23 protein-coding genes are annotated in these 19,098 nt (G+C 47.3%); 9 read left to right on the forward strand and 14 right to left on the reverse strand.

What is annotated here, in order from left to right; genetic code table 11:
• Positions 1-224: 224 nt before the first annotated feature.
• Positions 225-1,004 carry an IclR family transcriptional regulator gene (locus AB3G37_RS16895; RefSeq protein WP_369788560.1) on the forward strand — a complete coding sequence of 260 codons (780 nt, stop codon included), beginning with the start codon at positions 225-227 and terminating at the stop codon, positions 1,002-1,004.
• Positions 1,005-1,071: 67 nt separating this feature from the next.
• Entirely contained in the window at positions 1,072-1,518 is a 447-nt protein-coding gene (locus AB3G37_RS16900; RefSeq protein ID WP_369788561.1) for a universal stress protein, read from the forward strand.
• Between the two features lie 150 nt (positions 1,519-1,668).
• Here the strand turns inward: AB3G37_RS16900 and AB3G37_RS16905 are convergent, their stop codons facing one another.
• Positions 1,669-2,022, reverse strand: coding sequence for a DUF2502 domain-containing protein (locus AB3G37_RS16905; protein ID WP_369788562.1), 354 nt, complete (start codon positions 2,020-2,022; stop codon positions 1,669-1,671).
• A 319-nt stretch (positions 2,023-2,341) separates the two neighbouring features.
• Positions 2,342-2,473, reverse strand: a complete 132-nt coding sequence (locus AB3G37_RS16910; protein WP_009637786.1) for a hypothetical protein — start codon at positions 2,471-2,473, stop codon at positions 2,342-2,344.
• Positions 2,474-2,729: 256 nt separating this feature from the next.
• On the opposite strand from AB3G37_RS16910, the gene AB3G37_RS16915 reads away from it, so the two are divergent.
• Entirely contained in the window at positions 2,730-2,942 is a 213-nt protein-coding gene (locus AB3G37_RS16915) for a YccJ family protein (protein WP_009637785.1), read from the forward strand.
• Between the two features lie 65 nt (positions 2,943-3,007).
• Here AB3G37_RS16915 and AB3G37_RS16920 read toward each other — a convergent pair whose 3' ends face one another.
• The 3 genes from AB3G37_RS16920 to AB3G37_RS16930 all read right to left on the reverse strand — a co-directional run bounded on the left by AB3G37_RS16920 (position 3,008) and on the right by AB3G37_RS16930 (position 4,234).
• Positions 3,008-3,268: a hypothetical protein gene (locus AB3G37_RS16920; protein ID WP_009637784.1), complete on the reverse strand. Its 261-nt coding sequence runs from the start codon at positions 3,266-3,268 to the stop codon at positions 3,008-3,010.
• 50 nt (positions 3,269-3,318) lie between these two features.
• Positions 3,319-3,597, reverse strand: a complete 279-nt coding sequence (locus AB3G37_RS16925; RefSeq protein WP_369788563.1) for a hypothetical protein — start codon at positions 3,595-3,597, stop codon at positions 3,319-3,321.
• Positions 3,598-3,730: 133 nt separating this feature from the next.
• Positions 3,731-4,234, reverse strand: a complete 504-nt coding sequence (locus AB3G37_RS16930; RefSeq protein WP_009637782.1) for a YlaC family protein — start codon at positions 4,232-4,234, stop codon at positions 3,731-3,733.
• A 169-nt stretch (positions 4,235-4,403) separates the two neighbouring features.
• Here AB3G37_RS16930 and AB3G37_RS16935 point away from each other — a divergent pair, with 169 nt between their 5' ends.
• Positions 4,404-4,874 carry a GyrI-like domain-containing protein gene (locus AB3G37_RS16935; RefSeq protein ID WP_237713089.1) on the forward strand — a complete coding sequence of 157 codons (471 nt, stop codon included), beginning with the start codon at positions 4,404-4,406 and terminating at the stop codon, positions 4,872-4,874.
• Positions 4,875-4,880: 6 nt separating this feature from the next.
• On the opposite strand, the gene deoR is transcribed toward AB3G37_RS16935, so the two are convergent.
• Both deoR and AB3G37_RS16945 read right to left on the reverse strand, forming a co-directional pair.
• Complete coding sequence (gene deoR, locus AB3G37_RS16940; protein ID WP_369788564.1) at positions 4,881-5,648, reverse strand: DNA-binding transcriptional repressor DeoR; 768 nt, start codon at positions 5,646-5,648, stop codon at positions 4,881-4,883.
• Between the two features lie 61 nt (positions 5,649-5,709).
• Positions 5,710-6,363 (reverse strand): metallophosphoesterase, encoded by a 654-nt coding sequence (locus AB3G37_RS16945; RefSeq protein ID WP_369788565.1) that lies wholly within the window; start codon positions 6,361-6,363, stop codon positions 5,710-5,712.
• 210 nt (positions 6,364-6,573) lie between these two features.
• Between AB3G37_RS16945 and AB3G37_RS16950 the strand changes: the two genes are divergently transcribed.
• The 5 genes from AB3G37_RS16950 (at position 6,574) to AB3G37_RS16970 (ending at position 11,538) form a co-directional block, all read left to right on the forward strand.
• A complete protein-coding gene (locus AB3G37_RS16950) occupies positions 6,574-6,846 on the forward strand; it encodes a hypothetical protein (RefSeq protein ID WP_009637778.1) in 273 nt (90 codons plus the stop codon).
• 203 nt (positions 6,847-7,049) lie between these two features.
• Positions 7,050-7,667 carry a cupin domain-containing protein gene (locus AB3G37_RS16955; protein ID WP_009637777.1) on the forward strand — a complete coding sequence of 206 codons (618 nt, stop codon included), beginning with the start codon at positions 7,050-7,052 and terminating at the stop codon, positions 7,665-7,667.
• A 97-nt stretch (positions 7,668-7,764) separates the two neighbouring features.
• Positions 7,765-8,523: an NADPH-dependent F420 reductase gene (locus tag AB3G37_RS16960; protein WP_369788566.1), complete on the forward strand. Its 759-nt coding sequence runs from the start codon at positions 7,765-7,767 to the stop codon at positions 8,521-8,523.
• Between the two features lie 59 nt (positions 8,524-8,582).
• A complete protein-coding gene (locus tag AB3G37_RS16965; RefSeq protein WP_369788567.1) occupies positions 8,583-9,854 on the forward strand; it encodes an NTP/NDP exchange transporter in 1,272 nt (423 codons plus the stop codon).
• A gap of 265 nt (positions 9,855-10,119) precedes the next feature.
• Positions 10,120-11,538, forward strand: coding sequence for an MFS transporter (locus tag AB3G37_RS16970; RefSeq protein WP_369788568.1), 1,419 nt, complete (start codon positions 10,120-10,122; stop codon positions 11,536-11,538).
• Between the two features lie 57 nt (positions 11,539-11,595).
• Here AB3G37_RS16970 and AB3G37_RS16975 read toward each other — a convergent pair whose 3' ends face one another.
• From AB3G37_RS16975 to AB3G37_RS17005, 7 genes are all read right to left on the reverse strand, one after another.
• Positions 11,596-13,641, reverse strand: coding sequence for an FUSC family protein (locus AB3G37_RS16975; RefSeq protein WP_369788569.1), 2,046 nt, complete (start codon positions 13,639-13,641; stop codon positions 11,596-11,598).
• A gap of 161 nt (positions 13,642-13,802) precedes the next feature.
• Positions 13,803-15,848 carry an FUSC family protein gene (locus AB3G37_RS16980; protein ID WP_369788570.1) on the reverse strand — a complete coding sequence of 682 codons (2,046 nt, stop codon included), beginning with the start codon at positions 15,846-15,848 and terminating at the stop codon, positions 13,803-13,805.
• Between the two features lie 285 nt (positions 15,849-16,133).
• Positions 16,134-16,553, reverse strand: coding sequence for a hypothetical protein (locus AB3G37_RS16985; protein WP_369788571.1), 420 nt, complete (start codon positions 16,551-16,553; stop codon positions 16,134-16,136).
• On the reverse strand, positions 16,550-17,044 hold the full coding sequence (locus tag AB3G37_RS16990; protein WP_369788572.1) for a lysozyme: 495 nt from the start codon (positions 17,042-17,044) through the stop codon (positions 16,550-16,552). The genes AB3G37_RS16985 and AB3G37_RS16990 overlap by 4 nt, the downstream gene beginning before the upstream one ends.
• The gene (locus tag AB3G37_RS16995; RefSeq protein ID WP_009637769.1) at positions 17,044-17,349 is read right to left on the reverse strand and encodes a hypothetical protein; all 306 of its coding nucleotides are present in this window, start codon (positions 17,347-17,349) and stop codon (positions 17,044-17,046) included. The genes AB3G37_RS16990 and AB3G37_RS16995 overlap by 1 nt, the downstream gene beginning before the upstream one ends.
• 209 nt (positions 17,350-17,558) lie before the next feature.
• Complete coding sequence (locus tag AB3G37_RS17000; protein WP_369788573.1) at positions 17,559-17,969, reverse strand: hypothetical protein; 411 nt, start codon at positions 17,967-17,969, stop codon at positions 17,559-17,561.
• 90 nt (positions 17,970-18,059) lie between these two features.
• The gene (locus tag AB3G37_RS17005; RefSeq protein ID WP_009637767.1) at positions 18,060-18,494 is read right to left on the reverse strand and encodes an antiterminator Q family protein; all 435 of its coding nucleotides are present in this window, start codon (positions 18,492-18,494) and stop codon (positions 18,060-18,062) included.
• Between the last annotated feature and the right edge of the window lie 604 nt (positions 18,495-19,098).

Below are 19,098 nucleotides of genomic sequence, written 5' to 3' on the forward strand. Positions count from 1 at the left end.
GGCGTTAATAATCATTTTTATACCAGAGGTTGAAAGACAGTAATTGCAAAGATTTGTTAATTATTTAAATGATGCAGTGCATCACTATACGATACACTGACAAGATACTATAATACGGTGCAGTGTATTGCAATGTGGTTTTTGACGGTTTTAAGTACACACTGGCACTCCATTGATAGGGTATAATCGAGGCAGGGAAGCGAAAATTTAGAAGGATTGATGCAATGAATAATGAGATTTTAGCGGACGAAGAACGCAGCGGTGGGATACAGGTCATCTCCCGCGCGGCCGCTATCCTGAACGCGTTAGGCAGTCATCCTGAGGGTTTGAGCCTGGGCGCAATTGCCAATGAGGTACAGTTACCGCGCTCAACGGTGCAACGAATTGTCGCCGCGCTGGCAGAAGAAGGCATGGTTCGTACCGAAGGGGCTGGAGGCGTGCGGCTGGGGCCAATGTTACTGCGTCTGGTTTCCACCATTCACACCGACGTCATCGCCATTGCCTCGCCCTACTTGCAACAGCTGTGTAATGAAACTGAAGAAACCGTCTCGTTAGGCCGCGCCAGCGGCAGGCAAATATCCAACATTCATTACATTGTCGCCGAGCGTGAACTGCGTGTTGTGCCCAAATTTGGTCTCAACTTGCCCATTTATAGCACCTCTGCCGGGCGCGCCCTGCTCTCGATGAAAAGCAATCAAGAAATACGCCAGCTGGTGGGTGAAACGCTGGAGCCTGCTACCAAAAATACGGTGAAAGATATCAGCACGTTACTGACCAAGATTGAACAGGTCAGGTCCACTGGCATCTCAATGGAAAGTGGCGAAACCGTGTTGGGCGTTTCGACCATGTCGACCGCGATTGAAACTATTCTTGGGCACTATTCCATTTCTGTTTTGATGCCTACCGAGCGCTTCGGCTCCAGGCAGCAAATCGTCGAGCAGGCCATCTTGCGCTGCAAAGAGTCGCTGATCGGCGAAATTGGCCGACTAAATAGCGCTAAATAACTTCAATAACGCATTTATAAACAACCAACTCATTTGGTCTTTATATCCCTGAAAAAAGGAACAGGCTATGTTTGATGTGATTATCGTGGCGGTGGACGGTTCATCGCAAATGCCACAGGTGCTCGCGCTGGCCAGTCAGGTTGCTCAATACGGCTCACCGACTGTGTATGTCACCTGTTGTATCGATGAATCTTACGCATTTGCCAATAAGCAAGAACAGCCAGCGGACGTTATTGAGTACCCTGCCGCCACGGCCGAGCAGGATATGGCCACAGCTGTGGTAACCAACGCTTTGCGCAAATTGTCTGAAGCAGGCATTAAGGCTCAGGGAAATCTGGTAATAGGATCGGCTGGGGAAACGTTGGTCGCGGAAGCGAAAAGTAAAAATGCGTCGGTGATTATCATGGGGCATCGCCATTTAACGGCGTTTGGCAGAATGTTTAGCGGTTCGGTGAGTGCCGAGGTAGTGGCCAATGCGCACTGCCCGGTATTGGTAGAAGTTCGTGGTAACTAACGCTTTATTCTATGGCTTTACAAAGATGTGCCGATCTTGATTTAAAGAAGTACAGAATTGACGTTGGGGATGCCTTCGCATAGCCAGCGCCAACCCTGTACTAAAAATCTTTATTACTCAATAAATTACTTTACCTGCGGGTTATAGCTGTTACCAGCGACCCGGAGGTGGACCATCATGCCATCTGCCCGGGCCTTCATGCCATCTGCCCGGAGGTGGGCCACCGTGCCAATGTGGTGGACCTTCACGCCAGTAGTAACCACGTGGCGGCGGCGGCGGACCAGGGCGATAATAAACCCAACGACCGCCATAATAACGATGCTCTGCCCACCAGCCCGGTGGACGCCAGTCACCGCCATCCCAGTAATAACCACGATGATCGCGGGAACCAATATTCAGTGATAAGCCAGGGACATTAACCCCGACCGAGACATTTGCATGTGCTATTGCCGGGATGCCTGACAAGGCGGAAACCACGGCGAGCATCAACATTATTTTTTTCATATTACACTCCAGGATCTATCCGATCTGATGGGAGTGAGTTTACTCTGGCTATCTAGCTGTTCTATAGGAATTTATCCCATTTACCGGCGGCTCACAATTTCCTTACAGTTGCTTCAGCGCAGTTGCAATTGTTACGAATACGTAAGGCTATGGCGCCAAAGAAAAAATTAACACCCTGCTTAATAAATTGGATATTTAATCCTCTAAATTTTTCTGGAAATTATTTTTAAAAAAATGCTTGAAAAGAAAAATTGGCAGTTTAAGCCCACAAAAAAACCGCCGAAGCGGTTCTTTAAATTTTATCTTAATAGATGCTGAATCAGATTTTGCAGCTTTCGCAGTCTGCTTCATCTTCCAAAACTTCCGGTAAGGCAGACGCCTTTTCGGCGGCTTTCTCTTCAGCAGTTTCCAGCGCAGCATCTATATCAAAATCAAAAATATCGTCACTCATCGTTATCACCTTGTTTTAAACACCGCGTGTTTTTAATCATTATACTGCCTCCCTGACGTTCAGCGCCTGACAAACAGTGTTTGATAAGTATAAACGACAGCGCGGAACAGATACCATTAATCTGTGCTGTCGAAAAGCGTGATAGCACGCTCGCATCTCTAGTACAGCCGCGATTGCACAACAGTTAGCCATTCAAATTTGCGTCTCTCCGAACCAGCACCCATAGTTAAGGAGTGCCAAAACAAAGGAGAAAGGTATGACAAGTTCAAATATAAAAGCTTGGGCCAACGTCCGCGAAACCTCTCACGAGATTGCTGAGGCTATTTTCGAATTGGCGGATAATGACGAGGTACTGGCCCAGAAAATCTGGGAAGAAGGCAATGATGAAGTCTTGCCTGTCGCTTTTGCCAAAACCAAAGAAGACTATCTGTTTTGGGGCGAAGAGAAGATAGATCGTAAAAACGTCTGATTAAGCAACGTCAGTGAAAATTAACGTGCTTGATAAAGCTGTCAGGCCCTGGATTATTCCAGGGCTTAGCTGTCGAAGCCAAATCCCATCTGATGTGCCCACTCGAAAACCTGCTCTTTATAGACAAAGCGAGGTTCGCAAACGCCCGGCTGCCCAGGGGTCTGAATCATCACGGCGATACATGGATACGCCACGGGGCGCGCGTCAAAGATAAAATCATCAATTTCCTGGTCGGCAAAGTCAGACGGTTCACCGACAACTGATGCCTGGAAAATTTCCTGGATAATCCAGGTACGATACTCAAATTCATTATTCAGAAATTTCATTACTCGCTCCTAAACAATTTACTCGCGCTATCGGTACAGGGCGAAAACGCTTAACCGTGCAAACTCTCATCGCCGCCGCAGCAAGAACAGACTTCGACACGAGAAACGTCCATGCTGGCGTCCCCGTCACAGTCCCATTCGACCCGCAAAGGCTGTCCATTATCGTCTTTCGCGTGAATGTAGCGATCATACCAGGCCGTTTGGCCCTGCATTTCTTCGACGACAATGAGTTGATCCCCTGCATAAATCCTGGCTGTAGCATTAGCCGCGACTTTTTCGCCAGCAACGAGTTTATGCAGATGATGAATAGAAAGTTTGATACGTTCCACGACGGCTCCTGAGGCTTGCAAAGAACATTTTATCATTTCTTTGCGTACATTTCATTGCATAGTACTTAACCATCAGTTTAACAGAGCCGCCGCAGAAGAGTCAGAGCAGAAATGAAACTTGTCGCTCTTTTTATCAGGCGATTTTTGAACTTTGTGAAGCAGGCACATGAGATTGATATTGCCTGTCCAGATCGTAAACATCATAGAAGTCTATCGCACCTTTGTTTTGCACAATACTTTTGACGTGGGATTTGAATCTGCTGTCTACGACCGTGCTTTGCAGTAGGGTATCCACTGCTTGCGAAGAAATTTCACGGCTGAAAAACCATTCCCCGTTATAGCAAACGCGAAGATCCAGCACGCCAATATCTTCATAACGATAGGTAGGCTTGATTTCCAGCAGCAGCATCGCGGCCATAAATACCAGAAATAGGGTGAAACCGGCAAACCAGCCCAGCCCCATATAAGGCGAAGCGTACATGACAACACCCACTGCGATATAACCGACAAACATTGCCAGACACAGCCACGGGTGATGAATAAAGAATTCATTGTTAATACGCGGTTTGCCATCACGGCCTTCGGTACGATTAATGCGCTCTATTTCACTATTCAGAATACTTTTAACGACATCCATTGAAAACCTCACTACAGTCAGGGCTATACTGCAATTTGATAGCCTGATTTTATCACGCTGACTGTTATATGACGTAGAGCAGTTCGCACGGTTTATTTGGCTATCTGTTATAGGATTAATCGCAGTTATCACTTAACTCACTGAAGATGAGGAATATATTGTGGCATTTATGATCCTGGAAAAACCTGCAAAAGTTGTCGCCAGCCACCGCGTGGTCGGACCTTATGAAACTACCATCAAGCAGGGATTCTCAACCCTGACACCCTGGGCCGAGGCGAACGAACTCTCGGAGGGAGAATGGCTGACAATATTTTGGGATAACCCGAATACCACCCCACCCGAAGCCTGCCGCGCCGACCCATCGGTCAGCGTAAATGAGGATTTCAAGCTGGATAATCACAGTGAGGGAATTACGCTACAAACCTTGCCTGCCGGGACTTATGCAGCATTTCATACCACTGTCGATGACGACAATTTTGCTCAGGCCTGGAATGATTTCTATAGTATTCATCTCGCCAACAGCGGCTACCGCCCTGATGGCCGAGTATGCTATGAACAGTATCTCAGCGATGGCCGACAAACCGGAGTATTTGAAGTGGTCTTCTACCAGTCGGTCGAGAAAATTTCCGCCATGCGCTAAGACTTATTAATAGAGAAGCCTGATACCTGACTGCCGGCAATAATCGATATATTCTGGCAGCGGTGCGGAATCTGTCACCAGCGCGGTAAATTCATTCAAAGGCGCGATAGAAGCGGGGCGAACCTGTCCAAACTTGCTGCTATCGGCCACGAGAATTTTCTCGCGCGAACGCTGCATTGCAGGGTGTTTCATGATCAGCTCATCGAAATTAAAACAGCTGACACCATACTCCAGGCTAATTCCCGCAGCGGAAATAAAAGCCTTATCCGGCAAAGTATTGCTCAGCTCATTGTTGTTGTGCCCAAAAGGAATAAAGACGCTGTTACTGGCTCGATACTTTCCCCCACACATCATGACTTCACAGTTGGGTTTATCCTGCAAAGCCAAGAAAGTATTAAGCGAATAACAAATGGCACTAAATACAAGCTCGTCAGGAATTTGCTCAATAATATAGGGCGTGGTAGTTCCGCAATCAAAGAACACCAGGTCATCATCATTGATTAACTGCGCGGCCAGTTTTCCCAAATGCTGCTTTTCAGCCACCTGACGAGATTTCTGCTCGCTGACAAAATAGTGCGTTGCCGGACTGTTTTTCGGATCAATAACAATGTAACCGCCGAGCAGAATTAACGGAGATGCCGCCCCATTGAGGTCACGCCGAACAGTCATTTCCGACACATCAAGCAGCAATGCCGCATCTTTAAGGTGGATCTTGTCACTTTTTTTCAAGGCCAGCAGCAATCTTTGTAGCCGATCTTCACGCTTGTTTTCCATGATCTATTATTCTCGGGAGATAAAATTCAGTACCGCCTTGTTTCTGATTAACTCAATAATATCACTGAATTTGTAGTAACGTGAGATGTCCGCCAAATACCGCGCCCGTATCAATATAATACTGATTACCATATTTCTTGATTTCTTCCACTGGAGTGTGGCCGAAATAAAATCGCTGCGCTCCCGCAATAGTCGATAAATTACCTGCAGCAGACTCGGTTATCCGTTCGCGATTCCATATTACGGCGTAGTCATCAACGGGTTGCCCACTTATATAAGTGTTCAGCGGATAATCGGCGTGGGCGACGACCGTGAACTGTCCATCGTCTGTAGTGATTTCAATCATGTGTGGCAAGTTTGCGGCCTGAATGATGAGCTCCCGAGCGCGCGCTTCCAACGCTGGCGGCAGTTTAAAAAACCAGTCGCCGCCATTTCTCAGCCAGCGGTCTACATTACGACCTTGCAGCGCATCGATTGCCATTTGCTCATGATTGCCTCTGACACAGGCAAACCACGGTTTCTCCATCAGCTCAAGACATCCGATACTGTCTTCACCGCGATCGATAAGATCGCCTACCGAAATCAGCAGATCTTCCCGCGCAGAAAATGCCTGTGACTCCAGCGCCAGATTCAGCTGAGTCAGGCAGCCGTGAAGATCGCCAACCACAAAAACTTTGCGATACTTACTGCTATCAATATGTTGGGTAAGTGCCATAATGTTAGATATCCTCTTCGGTTTCTTAACATTACTTTATTCTTAGTTTGAGCTTTGTTACAACGAATGAAAATAAGTCGTGTAAACCATTGATTATGCCCAGTCCTTGAGCATTTAAAAAAACAGATCGTCTTTTAATCAATTAGCATTAAGGTCTTGACCGCTTTTTGCGCTATACTACCTGCTGGCCCAAATAAAACCGGAGGTTTTATGAGCTCCACCGCAGTTAACACTCCTGACGAGTGTCCATTATGCCAAAGTACAACCAAGACCAAAACTTCACTCAACCTGACTGAAAAAGTGGTTAACGTAACCTGCACCACCTGCGGACGCTACAGTATTTTCCGCAAAACCGTGCAAGAAATTTCCGTTGATCGAAGCAAGCGCGTTGCTCTGCAAGCCTTCTTCTCAAGCCAGCCAAATTACCATTTGCCTTTATCACTCAAGGCAATAAGTAATCCTGAACCTGCGGGCGATTTCTAGCCCTATAAACGCCCTTCGGGGCTGTTTTATTTCCTAATCCTTCACAATTTATTCTGTTCATTTTGCTCCTGACCTTGACAAAATTGCGATCTAACTCACATATTTTAACTGTGGGTTCGCGACACTTTTTGCTTTGGCAAAGGTGCGTCTGCGTTCATAAAGCCATCCCAGGCAATGTGTTAACCCAGGCACAGGAGCGTTTAATGAAGATTCTCAACCGTCATCAAGTTTCAAGAAGAGATTTTTGCCAGCTGTTGTTACTGGCCTCAGCCATGCCATTGACCGGCTACGCGCAAGACAGTCAGCCGAACGTCAACATCCGCTCACTCACCTTAGATAAAACCGTTGGCGGCGTGCCCAACGATAAACTTCCTCTATTGATTTACCAACAGGCCGTTCCCAAAAACATCGCCAATACCGATGGCTATCTTACTGATTTATTTGCCCGCAACGGCTGGCCTGTACAGTGGCGCTATCAGATATTCACCTTCACCCATTATCATTCCAACACCCATGAATTATTGGGCGTCAGCCAGGGTCAGGCAAAAGTTCAGTTGGGTGGCGCAACCGGCCCGACAGCGACAATCCAGAAGGGTGATGTCATTCTCATACCCGCCGGAGTAGGCCATAAACAGCTTTCCGCCAGCGCCGATTTTCAAGTATTGGGGGCCTACCCTACTGGATTAAGCCCGGATCTTTATCACGACGATCCTTCCAAGCTCGCCGAAACACGTCAAAACATAGCGCGGATCGCCATGCCGACTACCGATCCGGTGACCGGAACTCAGGGTGGTATTCGGCAACGTTGGCAACAAAGCTAAGAAAATAAGATAGATACCAAATTGTTCGATCAAAATGGGACCGGTACCAATAGTTAGTTATTGACCCGTTGTGACGCAATAAATTGAGGAAAAAATCATGTTTTTAAGGAAATTATCAGGTTTTGTCCAACGCCTGACTCATTTGGCCACTGCGCTACCTTTAGCGTTAATCCTGATATTAACCAGCACAGCAATGCTATCTTCCGAGGCATTGGCCGCGCCGCGTCCGCTGCATAAAATTGGCATTATTGGCGGCGGTCAGATGGGATCGACATTAGGCAAACTGTGGGTCGATGCTGGCTATCAGGTAATGTTCGCCTCGCGTCATCCAGATGAACTGAAATCGCTTGCCAGCTCTTTGGGGCATAACACCCAGGTCGGCACGGTGCAGCAGGCAACCCAGTTTGGCGACGTGGTAGTGATGGCGGTTCCCTACGGAGCTTTGCCGGGACTGGGCAAAACGCTGGGACCCGCGTTGAAAAATAAAATCGTACTCGATGTCGGTAATCCGTATCCAGGTCGCGATGGTCAAACCGCACAAACCGCGCTGAGCATCGGCAGCGGTCGGGCAAGCGCAAAATTCTTGCCCGGCGCTCAAGTCGTCAGGGCCTTTAACTCGATAGCGGCCAGCACGTTGGCTTCCGATGCCCATCAATCGCCGCTGATTGCCGTACCGTTGGCCGGAGACAGTCACGCCGCCGTTGAAGCGATTTCTACTTTGATTCATGCTGCGGGCTTCGTGCCGGTCGTTACCGGTAATCTTGACAGCGCCAAGCTTTTCCAACCCGGATCATCACTGTTCTTACAGGCTTTAAACGAAAAAGAGCTGCGCGCTAGCCTGGCCAATCCTTCTTGATGAGGCTGAAAAATAACTTTTTGCATCGCCTTCTTCGGCCAAGGCTTTGGCATAAAGTGGTGCGCGTACGCCGTGAAGAAATCGCCCCTCTGCTGTGGGGGTGGTTATACGTTTTTTCACTGCTTTGTGCTTACTACATTATCCGACCAATCCGCGATACGATCAGTACCGTCGCGGGGGCTAATACCCTGCCCTGGTTATTCAGCGCGGTGCTGGTGACGATGCTGCTATTGCAGTGGCCGTATAATTTCCTGACTCAGCGCCTGCCGCGTGAACGCTTTATTGCCTACAGCTACCATTTCTGTAGCCTGATTCTGCTGCTGTTCGCCGCGCTGTTCTTTCTGCCTGGTGGATTAAATAACCGCTGGGTTGGTCGGATTTTCTTTATCTGGGTCTCAGTTTTCAATCTATTTGCCGTCTCGGTTTTTTGGGCGCTGATTGTCGATGTCTTTGATACCCGACGAGGAAAGAGACTGTTTGGATTGCTGGCGGCCGCAGCCACAGTGGGTGCAATAGCCGGTTCTACAGTCACTGCCTTGCTGGCCCGACACCTCTCAACTTCAGCGCTGTTGGTGCTATCGGCATTGCTGGTGCAGATTTCGGTATTCAGCGCGGTGAGATTATCGCGACGCGGGGCGCAGCTAAAGAAGCCTGCCGAAGAAACTACCGGCAATATGTTGGTGAACGAAACGGCCAAAAACGTGCTGACACCCCTGTTGGCCGGAATTCGACAAACGATAAAATCTCCTTATTTGCTAGGTATCTGCGGTTATATTCTGTTTTACTCAGTCACTTCAACCCTGCTTTATTTTCAGCAAGCCAGCATCGTTAGGCAGGCTTTCAGCGATGAAAGTCAGCGTACCGCCTTTTTTGCCAGCGTCGATCTGGCGATCAATATTCTGACCTTACTCTGTCAGTTGACGGTTACGGGTCGTATCATCTCCCGTTTTGGTACACCTTATACTTTGGCGCTGCTGCCTTTTATTAGCATCATCGGTTTTGCCTGGCTGGGTTGGGCACCTTCTCTAAGCATTCTGGTTGGATTCACTATTTTACGGCGGGCGGTTAATTTTGCTTTGGCTCGACCAAGTCGTGAAATCCTGTTTACCGTAGTCAGCAAGCAGGAAAAATATCATGCAAAGGTGTTTATCGACACCTTGGTTTATCGCACCGGTGACCAGATTGGCGCATGGTCCTACCAGGCGCTAAGTGTATTAGGGCTGGCATTAGCGCCGATGGCGATTTTTAGCGTAGCACTGGCCTGTGGGTGGATGTTACTCAGCTTTTTATTGGGAAAATCTCAGGAAAAGATCAGTTTTAAAAGCCCTTGATTGCTGATGGTTTTTTTAATAAATCACCATTAAACGCCCGACTTGACGACTTCAACTTTATTTGAATATTTACTGAATGAGTTTTGTGCGAATCGGATAAATACTAGCTTCAGGGATTTGATACAGATACAAAGCTAATTATCTCCCAAGATAATTTTAATCAGAATATTCCTCTATTTTTTTACATCTTGAAACCTTATTCCGAATTTAAATCCGGTGATAAAAACTTAGCATGGTGGAGTTTTTTTAACGGGTAATGGTACTTATGGAATTCGCACATTCATCGTCTTTATCGCATCAGTCGGCGGCAATTAATGCCCCTGAGCTGATCACCAGGATAGACGCCCTGCCCTCATCACCGGGACTGTGGCGCTTTATAATATTGTTGGCAATAGGTGGTTTCTTTGAACTCTACGATCTGTTCCAAACGGCTTATATTAGCCCGGGATTGATCGCTGAAGGCATTTTCCACACCGGCAGCGCTGGCGTATTTGGTATTTCGGATCAGGCCGCTTTCGCCTCTTCGACCTTCCTCGGCCTGTTTGTCGGCACCAGCCTTCTGAGTCCGTTGGCCGACAAGTTTGGTCGTCGCCTGACCTTTATGTTTGCCCTGTTGTGGTACAGCTTTTTCACTCTGCTTATCGTCTTTCAGAACCAGGCCGAATGGATAATTTTCCTGCGCTTTCTGGTCGGTGTTGGCTTGGGTATCGAGCTGGTAACCATCGACACCTATCTGGTTGAAATGGTGCCTACTCGCCTGCGCAGTAAAGCCTTCGCCTTTTCATTTTTCATCCAGTTTATGTCGGTCCCGGTGGTAGCGCTGATTTCATGGTGGTTCGTTCCGCATACCTGGTTTGGCCTTACCGGATGGCGCTACGTGTTGTTGGTCAGCGTAGTGTTTTCACTGTTTATCTGGATCGTGCGCAAAAAACTGCCTGAGTCTCCTCGCTGGCTGTTACAGCATGGCAAAGCTGATAAAGCCCTTGAAGTGCTTGAAGATCTGGAAAAACAGTGTGGAGCAGCGAAGGTAGAACGCCTTGAGCGTCTGGTGACTCTACATGATGAACAACAGTTCGAGCGTCGCGGAAGATTCAAAGAAATCTGGACGCCACAGTTCCGTTCTCGCACTATTATGCTAATGATTTTCAATATATTTCAGGCCATTGGCTTCTTTGGTTTCGGCAACTGGTTACCTGCTCTGCTGGCCGGACAAGGCAGCAGCTTCACCCACAGCCTGTCTTACTCAATAGTAATCACGCTCGGTTTTCCTCTGGGGTGTCTGATTTCAGTACTCTACGCCGACAAGTTCGAGATCAAGTGGCAGGTAGTGGCAGGCGCGCTGGGGGTAGTCATTTTTGGTGCGCTATTTGGTCTCCAGCGCAGTCCAATCGGCATGATCTTCTGCGGATTTATGGTCAGCTACTGTAACGCCTGGATGACCTATAGTTTCCACTCTTATCAAACCGAGGTGTTCCCGACGCGTATTCGCGTCACTGCCGTTGGCTTCTGCTACTCGTTTAGCCGCCTATCGACAGTGTTTAGCAGCATTATTATCGGAATGTTTTTGCAATACACCGGCAATATTGGCGTACTGTCGTTTATCGTCGCCAGTATGATCATTGTGGTGTTGGTTATCTCGATATTGGGACCGAAAACCAAAGACATAGAGCTAGAAAATATTTGATAAAACAGGCAATGCTGCGGACCGAAAACGCAGGTCCGCAGCAGCGTCAGGCAGGATTTAAACGGTTGGCCAGCGCTCTGAAGAATAGAGCCACATACGGATATTAAATAGATAAAACAGCGGCATAAATAGATGCATATCGGCCCGACATGCTGGTTCCAGCTTTAATAACAGCTGATTCAGCTCGCCCAGCAGCGATGGCGGAGGCGCTACGTAAATGTTTTTCAGCCTGCTCTTAATATAATTGTTTATCTCAAACAGCAGCGCGTCTGTATCAATACCGTTGTTTCTCAACAACTCTTCATGTCTGGCGTAAAAATCAAATACGCTAACGCCAATCCAGATTTCTGTTATCAGATTGCCCCCCAGGGCCACATTAGGAATAGGGTCCACTTTGATACGCGGCAAAATGATATTAACTTTATCCAGCATTCCCGCCACATATTGCTGACGCCCCAGCAATGACGATTTATTCATTTTAATTGCCTGGGTGAACTGCAATAGATCTTTTATTCCTCTGCGCAGCGCGCGCTTTGCAGTCCAGGAAGGTCGTTTATTACGAATAATTGCCGTAACCAGCACCGCAATAAGAATGCCGACAATGGTAGAGATTGCCGAGTTGATAATCGTCAGTGGATCGGGCCGGAAATCATGGCTCATGGCCATAAAGCTTGGGATCTGCGTCGAGATAATCAGACCAAAGATATTAGTCGCCGGATTGGCAATGACGAACCCCAAAGCCAGTAGACCCGGCACTAAACACATCACTAATGCTTCAAAGCTGGTCGCCGTGGGGATAAGAATCAGGGTATAAATCAGGCTGGCAGCGATGGCGATAATGACCGCCTTGAGGAAAACCTGCAGCGAGGCAATCGGGCTGTCTTGAGTCGCAAAAAACGAACAGGCAATCGATGCCATCACTGGCGCGGTACCGCCGTGCTTCCAGCCGCTGCCAATCCAGAACAGACAGCAAAGCATAGTGACGATAAAAATCGTCAGTGAAGACAGGAAAATCAGTCCTTTATCAGCATGCTTTTTAAATAGCTTAAACTTCGCAGGGTTCCTTTCATCGCCTAACGCGTTGACTTTTTCTTTTACTGCCAGATAAGCGTGAGCTATACGGATAAAGTTTTGCAGGCGCTCAACCAGGCCGGTTAACAATAACCCCTCCTCCGCGCTCATCTCTCCACGGATATAGAGATCTTTGATGCTTTCCTGTGAAGCTATCATCTCATCCACCAGCACGGTGGTATCACCAAACTGCTGAGGATTATTGAGCCAAATTAGAAAGTGGCTAAAAGTTTCGGCAACAAAATTAGGAAAGGTAATACCGTGATCGCTCAGCAAGATCAGCCGTTTCTCAATCGCACTCAGGGTCGGGATTAAATAAGAAAGATGCTGATATTGCACCGTCACCATGCGGATTAGTGTACGCGCCGAGTCGCCCTCATAAACGCAGTGGGTGATCAACACTTCGACGTTGACCGGATAATTGGCCATCTGGATCAGGATATTTTCATGCTCCAGCGACTTTTCTTTCGACACGCGCGTCAGCATGTCCCCGCAAATTTTCTTGGCGCTTTCAAACCAGTTGTTGACGCTATTTTCCAGCAACGTACTCATACGAACCGGGAAAATGATCATATGTACCAAGGTGCTACAGACGATGGCGACAGCGATTTCTTCAATTCGCGAAATCACCGTATAGGTGATGTCCAACGGGGAGGTGACGTCGGCAAAGCCCATAATCGCCGCACTGTATCCTGCCAGCATAAAGACATAACTTTTAGGCGTGCGATCGTGCAGCGAAAGATAAAGGCAGAAAGCAATCCACAGCGAAACGCTTACGCTGAAAAGCAGCGGATGCTGAACCGTGATCGGATAAATAAAGAAAATAAATGCGCCTCCCAACAGCGTTCCCAAAAGACGAAATACGGACTTTGAGAGCGTCGACGCGGAGTAAAGCTGAGAGATGATAAAAACTGAGGTCAAGGACCAGGCAGGCTTATCAAGATTAAGTTTTAAAGCGATGTATAAAGCCAGGAATGCAGCAATACAGGTTTTTACCGAGAACAAAAAAGCATTTTTTGTCAGCCACTTCATTTTTTATTTAAACAAATCACGTAAATTTTAAAGAATTATTTTATACCTCTAATAAAGCAGTTATCTTGTTTTGTTTGTAACAAAGATGTTCACAATTATGTATAAATAAAACGAAAAGTCACATTAAAGTGACTTTCCGTTATTAATCTGAAACTTAGTGGTTATTGTTCAGGCCATCTCTGCGCGGGATACAGCGCCATGCGGATGTTGAACAGATAAAACAATGGGGTATATAACTGCATGTTCGAGCGGCACAGAAACTCAGTTCGCAACAGCAATTTGTCGAGTTCGTCCAAAAGTGACTGCGGCGGCTTGATATAGATATTTTTTAGCCTTTTTTTATAATAGCGAGTAATTTCAGCCATTAACGCGTCGCTATCGAGAATATTTTCCCTGAGTAAATCCTGATGACGGGCGTAAAAATCGTAGCAATTGACCCCCAGCCATATCTCGGTAATCAAATTCCCCCCCAAAGCTACGTCAGGAATTGGGTCGACGGTGTTTCGCGGCAGAATGATATTTATCTTATCGATCATACTGGCCACATACCTCTGACGCGCCAATAACGATGAGGCATTCATTTTGATTTCAGAGGTAAACTGCAACAGCTCTTTAATACCGCGACGCAGCACACGTTTCGCAGTCCAGGAAGGCCGTTTGTTACGGATAACCGCCGTCAAAACCACGGCAATCACAATACCGACTACCGTAGAAACCGACGCATTAATGATCGACAGCAAATCAGGTTTAAGATTGTGAGTCATACCGATAAAACCCGGGATCTGGGTGGCAACAATTAGCCCAAGGAAGTTGGTTGAGGGGTTGGCAATAACTAAACCCAGGGCAAGAAGACCGGGTGCCAGCACAATGATTAACGATTCGAAGTTAATCGCAGGAGGAATTAACAGCCCGACATAAAAGATACTGATGACAATGGCCACCAACACGCCTTTCAGGAATACTTTCATCGAGCCAACCGGGCTGTCCATCGAAGCAAAGAATGAGCACACCACCGCTCCCATCATCGGCGCGGTAGAGCCATCTTTCCAGCCGGTGCCTATCCAGAACATGCAACCAATCATGGTGGCAGTAAAAGCGGTAAAACAAGAAAGCAGGATCATGCCACGGTCGGCGTGTTTCCTGATGAGCTTGACTTTGTCGCGTTTTCTCTCGGTACCCATGCTGCTGACGCGTTCTTTAGCCCCCATGTAAGACTCGGACAAGCGAATAAAATTCTGCAGACGCTCGAGCAGGCCAATCAGCAACAGGCCCTCTTCGGCACTGATTTCTTCGCGCTCATATTGTCCCTTGATGCGTTCCTGAGAGGCGCTGATGTCGCTTTCAATCCACTTGGCTTGCCCGCTTTGCTCCGGACTGTTGAGCCATTGCAGAAAATGATTAAAGGACTCTGCGACATAGTCAGGAAAAACAATCCCCTGCTCCGCCAACAGGCTGAGGCGTTTTTCAATAGCAGTTAACGTAGGGATTAAATAAGACAGATGTTGGTACTGAGCACTCACTAGCCGAATGAGCTTACGCGCAGAATCGCCTTCATACACCAAGTGAGTGATCAACGTTTCCACAGACAGTGGATAGTTGGCCATTTGCACCAGAATCTGCGCCCTTTCCGGCGTACTGTCTTTCGATTCGGCGGTCAATAATTCGTTGCAAAGCTTTTTGGCGCTTTCATACCAATTGCTAACACTACTCTCGAGCAGATTGCGCATGCGCACCGGGAACACCAGCATGTGGATCAGACTGCTGCAAATAATGGCAACAGTGATTTCTTCAACACGGGAAATAACGGTGTAGGTTATCCCGAGCGGCGTGGTGACATCGGCAAAGCCCATGATTGCGGCACTATAGCCAGCCAACATGAAGATGTAACTTTTGGGCGTGCGATCGTGAAGCGAGAGGAACAGGCAGCAGGCAACCCATAGCGACACGCTGAGACTGAAAAGTACAGGATGCTGAACGGTAAGGGGATAGATGATGAAAATAAAAATCCCGCCTAAAACGGTGCCTAAGAAGCGAAAAATCGCTTTAGAAACAGTGGAGGCTGAATAAAGTTGTGATATGACATAAACCGAAACCATGGCCCAGGCTGGTTTATCGAGGTTAAGTTTAAGCGCAATGTAAAGCGCCAGAAAGGCCGCAATACAGGTCTTTACGGCAAATAAAATCGCACTTTTTGATAACCATTTCATAGTAGGATCAACAGCTCGCCATTTTCAAAAATGTCATTTTATACCGATCGGAATAGAACTGCTGCTTTATGATGATTTTAAGTTTGTAACAAAATAATCACAAGTTGAAAAGATTCAACGGGCAGGTCGATGCTGCCCGGCGAATATCCCTTAATAATTAACGGCGCAGGCTACTTCTGTCTTGCCTGTTCTATCTGGCGAATGCCATCCAGTTGGGCATTGCAGTTTTGCAAATCAGTCAATAAAAGCTCGTTCCACACAACAGATGCTCCGTAGTTGAGGGGGTCAGCGGGAGGAGACGACGGCTGACACTGTGCCAGAAGGCTTGCCGGAATTGGTGTTACTGGAACTTTGACGTACTGCGTTGTAGTGGTTGAGCAGGCTGTCATTAGCGGCAGCAGGAACAGGCACCACAGCGCAGGGCGCCGTTGCAAGCACCGTTTTAATAACTGTCTGCCGCTGCTGACTGGCGGTCTGGCTACTTTTCTGTTCATTCAGCGTCGCTCCGGCTATCTGGTTGAAAATCCCTACGCTCAGGGCCTGTGACTGAGTGATAAACTCGGCCTGCTCCTTTTGTTGGGTCAGTGCAGTCAATGCCGTGGCCTGCGTTAGCGTTTTTCCATAAAAATGAAAGGCAACGGCCAGCAACAGGCCTATGCAGGCGAGGATCAGCACAGTAGTCATCACCGCAATTTTATTAATCATGATTGCCTCATCAGGCACACTTGCCGGTCGATTTCCCGCCGGTTTATCAGCCCGCGATTGCGCTGTTTATTCACGTAAACCCACTGGCGCAGGTCATCGCAGGCAGCCTTGGTATCACCGGCATTGAGGTGTCGGAGTAAAGAAGAGTGTTTAAAAGCGCCGACACCGACGTTGTAGGCGAAGGAATACAGCGCAGCTCGGGTGTAATTATCGATGGGGACTTTGACTGCCGCATCGACGGCTTTTTTGACCGGCTGCAAGTGTTTTAGCAACAGAGCCTCACACTCCTTGTCCGAGTAATATTTCCCCGGAACAACATCAGCCCCTGTAATACCACTACAAACGGTCCATACCCCACCCGCATCGCGATAAGGGGTACTTTTTTGCCCCTCAACGCCCTCCGGCCCGCCAAGTAAGGCAATCACAATAGTTAATGCGGTAGTGCCGCCCAATTTGACTAATTTGCTTCTCAATGCTGCTGACATAGCCATCAGGAACCTACCTTATTCATCACATCTTTCACCTCTTCGGCGACGCTTGCGGTATCCACTTCCGTATTATTTTTTCTACCGGCAAGATAGGAACGAAGGATCTCGGTTCTTTTCGAGTCTTCATTTTCGCGGTTTACCAGGGCACGTTTGTTGTTGCGATAAGAGTTAAAAGATAGCAATGCGCCGAAGATGGCGCAGAACACATAAATCCATTGTTCAGTGGTCAGACCCGCCGCACTAAAGAGTGCAGTGATCGTGGCCCAAAAATGCGTCCAGAATCCGTCACTTTGTGGGTTCATTTTCATAGTCTCCACCTCCAACTGTTGTTGGCTGTGCTCTGTAGTCATAGTTTCAGCGCCGGAGTCAGTTGCGACATAAAGTCTTGGGAGGTTGATTACTCGGCACTAAAGAGGTAAACAAAAAGGGCCACCGAAGTGACCCTTAGAATGAAACTAAAAACCCTGCCAAAGCAGGGTAAATTTGTTTGTTTAAACTAATCAATTCACCTAGGCGCTTAGAAATATTTTTCCTTTAGCGCAACCAGTTCGGCCTCAGCTTCCTGACCCAAAACTTCAATCCCCTTTTCCACAAACTCTACAAAAGCCTGAGCCTTGGCCTTAAAATCATCCAGGGGTGAACTTGCATCAGCTTGAGCCAAACTGCTGGCCGATTCGGTATCAGAAGATGATGTATCTGTAGAAGCCGCTGCCAATGCGGCATTGGCAGAAGCTACGTCCGTCACTGGTGTCACCGAGGCGGTATCCGCAGCAGTGGCATCTGCCGCAGGTGTCGCATCAGCAACGGTTGCATTTGAAACATTAGGGGCTAATTCACTCATGGTTATTTCCTCTTCAGTGGTATTTTCATTGGCATTTGCCGGTGTGTAATAAAGGCTTTTCAGCCAGTAGAAAAAACTTTTAAACATTCAACATCACCTCTTTTTGAGGTCTAAACGCAAAAAACCCCGCCGAAGCGAGGTTTTACATTCTGGGTTAGCGACGTGACTCAGTAACCACTATTGATAGAGTAAACGGCTTATTGCGGACCGCGTGAAGATTTCTTTAGGTTCGCGATAAATTTCAACAATCGGGTCCATATCCAGCTTTACATCTAACATTGCCAGACATCCTTCGACGAATCCTTCAGCCATTTGAAGCATGATCCGCACCAGTTTTTCATCACGTTTTATAGAGCGGGCAATCGCACGCTTAGGCTGCTTCATGACATAGTGCAGAATAAGCAGCTGATATTCTTCAGGCCGCGAAGTCTGGAGGCGCGTGACACAGCCGTCAATTAACAGTCCGTCATCATCGCAGCAGCTGATTCGCGAAGATGAAGGGCGTGGCAATAATCCCCGGAAACCGGCAGCCGTTTTCTGCCAATCCAACTGACTGTGATCCGCTGCCGCCCAGCCGCCCCACCGCTCCAGAACTTGTGGTATATCTCTCATAAGATGTCCTCCAAAGATCGCTTATTCATACCTTGCCATTTAGCGGCTGAGTTGATTTCCCAGGTTAAAACATCCATACCCAAGTTCTATTAGCTACGCATCACCCTGCTAAGTTAACTTAGATTTTATATTCAAACTTAAGTTTGATCAAATAAAACTAAGTTAACTTAGCAAAAATTAGTGAACATAACTTATGTGAATCTGGGAGGTGTCGAGTGAGAAACTGCTGCGCATGAATAAAAATACCGAGGCGAAATCTCTAAAATACTTAGCAATATCAAGAAATAAATAAGAATTGTGGGTCCAGCCTTAAGAGAACCTAAAGCTAAATTATTGAAATTTTCAGACAGTGAATCTAATGGATAAAATTTGACCTGCCACCGATTTTGGCCAACTGTACTACCGATACTCAATAGTTTCTTATATGTACTAATCAATGGCTGAAGTGGCGTAATACATTCCGCTCAGATCAAAAAATATTTTTTCAAATCCCTTGAATACCCAGCATAAAGTGAATGGCCTTAATAAACAGCATGTTAAGCCATCCATAAAGTAATGATATTTTAATTTACGCCATTTGAGTTGCGGCCGCGGCATGCTTTTT

This window comes from Rouxiella sp. WC2420 (assembly GCF_041200025.1).
Taxonomy (GTDB): Bacteria; Pseudomonadota; Gammaproteobacteria; order Enterobacterales; family Enterobacteriaceae; genus Rouxiella.